Source organism: Campylobacter sp. 2018MI13 (assembly GCF_018501135.1).
Lineage (GTDB): Bacteria > Campylobacterota > Campylobacteria > Campylobacterales > Campylobacteraceae > Campylobacter_E.
Map to the genome: position 1 here is coordinate 1 of NZ_JAHCZC010000090.1, position 6,332 is coordinate 6,332.

The following is a 6,332-nucleotide window of genomic DNA, read 5'->3' on the forward strand; positions in this document are numbered from 1 at the left end:
AACATTAACAAAAAATATTGATATTATTATTTAAATTATTTTAAAGGATAAATAATGCAAAAGAGTGTTGCTAAATTATTTTTAAGACTTCGTTGATGCTTACTACTATTTTTTAATTTCCCAGATTTTATCATTGTTAATTTTTATTATTGTTAGTTTTATCATTATTATTTAGGTTATTTTAGTTTTTTGCTCTAAGCAATTTAGTTATTTATTTTTATTAAAAGGATTAATTATGAAAAAGTTATTTTTAGGTTTTGCACTAGTTGCACAAATTTTTGCTCAAGATATTTTAAAAGTAGGAACATCTCCTGGTTATGCACCATTTGAATATATGAAAGATGGTAAAATTGTTGGATTTGATATGGATTTAGTGGAAGAAATAGCAAAAATACTAGATATTAAAGTTGAATTTGTTGCTATTGAATTTGATGGTTTAATCAATGCTTTAAAAGCAGGAAAAATTGATGTTATAGCTTCTGGAATGAATGAAACCCCACAAAGAGCAAAAAGTGTTGATTTTTCTAATTCATATTATAACGGGGTAAATTATTATGTTAAATTAAAAGAAAATACTAATATAAATTCTTTAGAAGATTTATCAAAAGGGGCTAAATTAGGAGCTCAATTAGGCACTTTACAAGCTGATGAAGTTAGTAAAATTAAAGGCGTAAAACCATATTTAAATTCTGAATTAATAGTTTTTGTTTTAGCAACGGTTAATAAAAAAATAGATGGTTTTGTATTAGACGCTGCTGTGGCTAAAGGCTATATTAATACTTATCCTGAACTTAGCGTATTTGCTAAAACACCAATTTTAGGTGATGGAGTGAGTTTTGCATTTGCTAAAGGTAATACAAAATTAAAAGATGATTTTAATAATGCCTTAAAAATTCTAAAAGACAACGGAACTTATGTAAAATTATTACAAAAATACGATTTAGATAATTAAGGAGAAAGTATGAAAAAAATTGTTTTAGCTTATAGTGGTGGGCTTGATACTTCAGCAATTATTCCTTGGCTTAAAGAAAATTATGATTGTGAAGTGTATGCTTTAGTAGCTGATGTGGGTCAAGATAAAAATGAATTAGTAGATGTTAAACAAAAGGCATTTAATTCAGGGGCAAAAGATTGTGTGGTAGTTGATTTAAAAGAAGATTTTGTTAAAAACTATATATATCCTACAATTTTAAGCGGGGCATTATATGAAGGCACATATTTACTAGGCACTTCAATGGCAAGACCGGTAATTGCTAAGGCTTTAGTTGATTATGCAATAAGCATTAATGCTGATGCTATCGCACATGGAGCTACAGGAAAAGGTAATGATCAAGTAAGATTTGAATATACTATAAACGCACTAGCACCTAAGTTAGAAGTTATAGCTCCTTGGAGAATTTGGAATATGAAATCAAGAGAAGATTTGCTTGATTTTTTAGCGTTAAAAAATATTAAAACAACTGCGAGTAAAGAAAAAATCTATAGCAAAGATGCAAACGCTTGGCATATTTCAACTGAAGGTGGAGTTTTAGAAGATACTACAACTTTTAATAATGAAGATTGTTTTTGTCTAAGTGTAAATCCAAAAATCGCTCCTAATGAAGCTGAATTAGTAAAATTAAGCATTGAAAAAGGTGTGGTTACAAAGGTAAATGATATTAGTCTAAGTCCTTATGAAGCTTTAAATAAGCTTAATGAAATAGGGGCAAAACACGGAGTTGGTAGGATTGATATTGTAGAAAATAGGCTTGTAGGAATGAAATCAAGGGGATGTTATGAAACACCTGGCGGAACAATTATAAATACTGCTTTAAGAGCGCTAGAACAAATCGTTCTTGATAGAGATAGCTTAAAATTAAGAGCTATGTTAGGACTTGAAATGAGCTATTTAGTGTATGATGGTAAGTGGTTTTGCCCTACAAGAGCTGCTATTAGTGCTGCGATTAATGAATTTAGCAAAGATTTAAATGGAGAAATAATTATAGAATTATATAAAGGCAATTGCAATGCAATGAGTAAAAGCTCTCCTAATAGTCTTTATGATAAAGATTTTGCAACTTTTAGCGAAGATGAAGTTTATAATCAATTTGATGCAGCAGGATTTATAAGACTATTTAGCTTAAGTGCAAAAATTAGAGCACTAAAAAAATCTTAATTTAATATTTTAGGTCTTTTCATTAAGACCTAAAATTATTCTATTTCTATATTTATTTACAATCTAATTCTATTTTCTAGCTATTCAAAACACTATTATTACGATATTTGTTTTAATTTTTACACAAAGCATATTGATGAATTAAATAATATTTTTTATCAAAAAATAAATTATAAAACTATAAAATTTTATATAAATAATATTTTTTATTATCTAAAAAACTTTATAATCTTTTTACTTTAATTAAAAGGAGAAAATAATGAAAAAAATTATGTTATCTTTAAGTTTATTAGTAGGTTTAAATGCTGCTAGTTTAATTGATGAAGCAAAAGAAGCAGGTTTGGTTGCTATACCTAGCGATAAAGCCAAATTAGAAGAATTAATTAAACAATATGCACCTGATTATGTAGAATATCCTACCACTAAAGAAAGAGTTGAGCTTGGTAAAAAACTATATTTTGACCCAAGAATTTCAAAAAGTGGAATTATATCTTGCAATACCTGTCATAATTTAGGTTTAGGTGGAACTGATGGAGTTCCAGCAAGTACAGGGCATAAATGGTCTCCTAATCCACATCATCTAAACTCTCCAACGGTTTATAATTCTGTATTTAATTCTTCGCAATTTTGGGATGGTCGTTCAGGTCATTTACAAGACCAAGCAAAAGGGCCTATTCAATCATCAGTAGAAATGGCAGCTATACCAAGTGAAGTTGTGAGCAAAATTACTTCAATTCCTGAATATGTTAATGATTTTAAAAAAGCTTATGGAGATAAAAAAATTGATTTTGATTTAATTGCTACAAGTATTGGTATTTTTGAAAGAACCTTAATAACTCCATCAAGATTTGATGAATTTTTAAATGGTAATGAAAAAGCTTTAAGTAAAGAAGAAAAACAAGGATTAAAACTATTTATAGATAAAGGTTGCACTGCTTGTCATACAGGTATTAATCTTGGTGGGACACTACAAGCATTTGAAGTAGCTAATAAATATAAATATGCAAATATAGGTGATTTTAAAGGAGATAGCGATGGTTTAATTAAAGCTCCTACATTAAGAAACATTGAATTAACCGCACCTTATTATCATAATGGTGCTATTTGGGAATTAGATGAAGCTGTTAAATTAATGGGAAAAATCCAATTAGGAATAGAAATAAATGATGAAGAATCACAATTAATAATTACATTCTTAAAATCACTAACAGGTAAAATGCCTGATATTACATATCCTAGCTTACCTGCTTCAACTTCTAAAACAATCAAACCTGATTTAGAATATTAAACATTCCTAGCTAAATGCTAGGAATTTAAATTAAAATAATGCTTCTTTATTTTCTTCAACTTTTGGAATAAATAGTTTTAATCCACCTAGCATATGAAAATGTAAATGAAACACTTCTTGTCCTGCATCAGCACCTACATTAGTAAGTAATTTATATCCGCTCTTATCAAGTCCTAATAATTTTGCAACTTCGTGAATAAAATCTGTCATTTTTGCCATTGTAGCACCATCAACATCTTGAAAACTTACAAATCTTTTTTTAGGAATTATTAATATATGAACAGGAGCTTTTGGGTCTATATCGTGAAATGCTAAAAATTCATCATTTTCTAAAACTTTACTAGATGGGAGTTCGCCTATTACAATTCTTTCAAAAACATTTAAATCGCTCATTTTCTTTCCTTTTTTTAATAGTCTTAATCGTTTATTTATGTAATTTACACTAAAATTGTAAAAAATCAATAAAAAGGCTAACTCTTGGAAGATATTTTAATTAGTTTAGATAATTGTTCTTCGCTTGAAGAATTAGAGCAAATAAAGGTGCAAATTCTTGGTAAAAAAGGTTATTTAACAAGTGAATTTGCTAAGTTAAAAGACTTAGAAGGTGATGAAAAAAAACAAAGAGCAGAAATTTTAAATAAATTAAGAGATGAATTTAATGATAAATTTACTCAAAAGCAAAAATATTTAAAAGATGAATTTATAAAAGCAAAAGCTAAAAAAGATGCTTTCAATTTTGCTTATTTTGATGAGCGTTCAAATTCTGGTGCTCTTCATCCTGTAATGAGCACAATGGATAAGATAATTGATTATTTTTTAAGACAAAATTTTAGTCTTGAAGAAGGTCCGTTGATTGAAGATGACTTTCATAATTTTGAAGCTTTAAATTTACCTAAATCACATCCTGCTAGAGATATGCAAGATACTTTTTATTTTATAGATAAATTACTACTTAGAACTCAAACAAGTCCGGTGCAAATAAGAACTATGAAAAAACAAAATCCACCTATTAGAATGATTGCACCTGGTGCCGTATTTAGAAGAGATTTTGATATTACACACACTCCTATGTTTCATCAAATAGAAATGCTTGTGGTTGAAGATGGGGATAAAATATCTTTTGCTAATTTAAAATATGTTTTAGAAGAATTTTTAAGATATATGTTCGGAGATGTAAAAGTTAGATTTCGTCCAAGCTTTTTCCCATTCACAGAGCCTAGTGCAGAAGTTGATATATCTTGTGTATTCTGCGGCGGTTGTGGTTGTAGAATTTGTAAGCAAACTGGCTTTATTGAAGTTATGGGTTGTGGTATGGTTCATCCAAATGTATTTAAAAATGTTGGCTATAAAAATGTTAGCGGATATGCTTTTGGTTTAGGAGTTGAGCGATTTGCAATGCTACTTCATAAAATACCTGATTTAAGGTCATTGTTTGAAGGAGATTTAAGATTATTGGAGCAATTTAAATGATAATTAGTAAGAATTGGTTAAATGAATTTATAGACTTAAAAAATATTAGCACAGATGAATTAGTAAAAACTTTAAATAGCATAGGTTTAGAAGTTGATGGAGTAACTACAATTATAGCTCCTAAAAAAGTTGTAGTTGCAAAAGTAATGAGTAAAGAAAAGCACCCTGATGCTGAAAAATTAAGTATTTGCCAAGTAGATACTGGTAATGAAGTTTTACAAATCGTATGTGGAGCTAAAAATGTTGAAGCAGGGCAATTTGTAGCAGTTAGTTTAGAAGGTGCACAAATTGGTGATATTACTATTAAAAGAGCTAAATTGCGTGGGGTTGAGAGCAATGGAATGATATGCTCATCAACTGAACTTGGATTTGCCAAAATAAATGATGGCATTATGGTTTTAGATAATAGTATAGGCGAACTTACTTTAGGTAAAGAATTATGCGAATATCCTTTATTTAATGATGAATTAATTGAAATTGAGCTAACTCCTAATCGTGGGGATTGCTTAAGTATTAATGGTATAGCAAGAGATTTAAGTGCAGCATTAGATATTAATTTAAAAGAAAAGAAACCTTTTAAAGATGTTGATAATGCAGAAGGTATTAGAAGAATTTTAAATGTTCATTTTAGTGATGGAATTGATGGTAATTTAAATATAAAAGCAATAGAATTATTAAATAATATTGAAAATACTTTAAAGGTTAAATTAAGATTAGCTAGTATTGAAGAATTAAAAGATAATGCTATAGAAAACTTATTATCTTACACAACACATGCAAGCGGGGTATTATTTAATGCAGTTGATTTAAGCAAATTATGCAATGAATGCGAACAAATAAGTTTAGATGTAAAAACCAAAGAAAACAAAGAATTTGTTATTAAGTATAAAGATAAAGAATTAGCAATTGCTGGAATTACACAAAATGAAGAATTTAAAATAGATAAAGATAGTAAAAAAATAATCATAATTGCAAATTATGTAAATCCTAAAATAATCGCAAATACCCATAAAAATTATAAAAATACAGATATTTATAGAAGTTTTAGGGGTAGCGAACCAGAGCTTAATATAGGAATTGATTATTTATTTAATTTGTTACAACTTAATAAAAACATTAAAATTTATGGTAGTTCTTGTCAAAATACCCCAAGCAAAGAAAAAATATCAATTAATTGTAATATTAGTGAGCTTGAAAATATGATAGGTCAGTCTTGCGAAAAAAATGATGTTGTGAAAATTTTAAAAAGATTAGGGTTTGAATTAAGTATTGCTGAAGATAATCTATATTTAAAAGTTCCATTTTATAGACACGATATTAATAATTCTGCTGATATTTGTGAAGAAATAGTAAGAATGATTGGTATTGATAATATTAAGCCTAAACCACTTGATTTTTATGAATTAAACAGAACAAACA

Annotated in this window: 6 protein-coding genes; 5 read left to right on the forward strand and 1 reads right to left on the reverse strand. The window is 27.9% G+C overall.

The window, feature by feature from the left end; genetic code table 11:
• The first annotated feature begins 235 nt into the window (after window positions 1–235).
• The 3 genes from KJQ99_RS08280 to KJQ99_RS08290 all read left to right on the forward strand — a co-directional run bounded on the left by KJQ99_RS08280 (window position 236) and on the right by KJQ99_RS08290 (window position 3,443).
• Complete coding sequence (locus tag KJQ99_RS08280; RefSeq protein ID WP_214117526.1) at window positions 236–952, forward strand: transporter substrate-binding domain-containing protein; 717 nt, start codon at window positions 236–238, stop codon at window positions 950–952.
• Between the two features lie 9 nt (window positions 953–961).
• Window positions 962–2,155: an argininosuccinate synthase gene (locus tag KJQ99_RS08285; RefSeq protein WP_214150519.1), complete on the forward strand. Its 1,194-nt coding sequence runs from the start codon at window positions 962–964 to the stop codon at window positions 2,153–2,155.
• A 259-nt stretch (window positions 2,156–2,414) separates the two neighbouring features.
• Window positions 2,415–3,443, forward strand: coding sequence for a cytochrome-c peroxidase (locus KJQ99_RS08290; protein ID WP_214117524.1), 1,029 nt, complete (start codon window positions 2,415–2,417; stop codon window positions 3,441–3,443).
• A gap of 30 nt (window positions 3,444–3,473) precedes the next feature.
• Here KJQ99_RS08290 and KJQ99_RS08295 read toward each other — a convergent pair whose 3' ends face one another.
• Entirely contained in the window at window positions 3,474–3,836 is a 363-nt protein-coding gene (locus KJQ99_RS08295) for a histidine triad nucleotide-binding protein (protein WP_214120332.1), read from the reverse strand.
• Between the two features lie 84 nt (window positions 3,837–3,920).
• On the opposite strand from KJQ99_RS08295, the gene pheS reads away from it, so the two are divergent.
• The gene (gene pheS, locus KJQ99_RS08300; protein WP_214120333.1) at window positions 3,921–4,913 is read left to right on the forward strand and encodes a phenylalanine--tRNA ligase subunit alpha; all 993 of its coding nucleotides are present in this window, start codon (window positions 3,921–3,923) and stop codon (window positions 4,911–4,913) included.
• Window positions 4,910–6,332, forward strand: a 1,423-nt coding sequence (pheT, locus tag KJQ99_RS08305) for a phenylalanine--tRNA ligase subunit beta (protein WP_214150520.1), incomplete at its 3' end; no start/stop codon positions are given. The genes pheS and pheT, both read left to right, overlap by 4 nt.